This window comes from Duganella vulcania, assembly GCF_009857655.1.
Lineage (GTDB): Bacteria > Pseudomonadota > Gammaproteobacteria > Burkholderiales > Burkholderiaceae_D > Rugamonas > Rugamonas vulcania.
Genome location: NZ_WWCX01000325.1, coordinates 1 through 288, shown reverse-complemented (window position 1 = coordinate 288; position 288 = coordinate 1). Strand labels below are relative to the sequence as shown.

1 protein-coding gene is annotated in these 288 nt (G+C 73.3%); it reads left to right on the top strand.

Annotated elements, in window-relative coordinates; genetic code table 11:
* Nucleotides 1-288 (top strand): PAS domain-containing protein (locus tag GTP90_RS36230; RefSeq protein ID WP_161087979.1); only part of this gene is annotated, 288 nt, incomplete at both ends.

The window sequence follows — 288 nt, the reverse complement described above, 5'->3', positions numbered from 1 at the left end:
CCCGCGCCGCGCAGGCGCGCGCCGAACAGCTGGCCGGCGAGCTGCGCGAGGGCCAGGCCACGCTGCGGGTGCTGGCCGATGGCGCCCAGCGCAGCCAGGCGATGTTGCGCAGCATTCTGGATTCCACCGTTGACGGCATCCTGGTCGACAACCTCAAGGGCGGGGTGCTGAACGCCAACCGCCGCTTCCGCGAGCTGTGGAGCGTGCCCGAGCAGCTGGACTGGCAGGCCGACGGCGCCGCGCTGATGGCGCACATGGCGCAGCAGCTGCGCCATCCGGGCCAGGCCA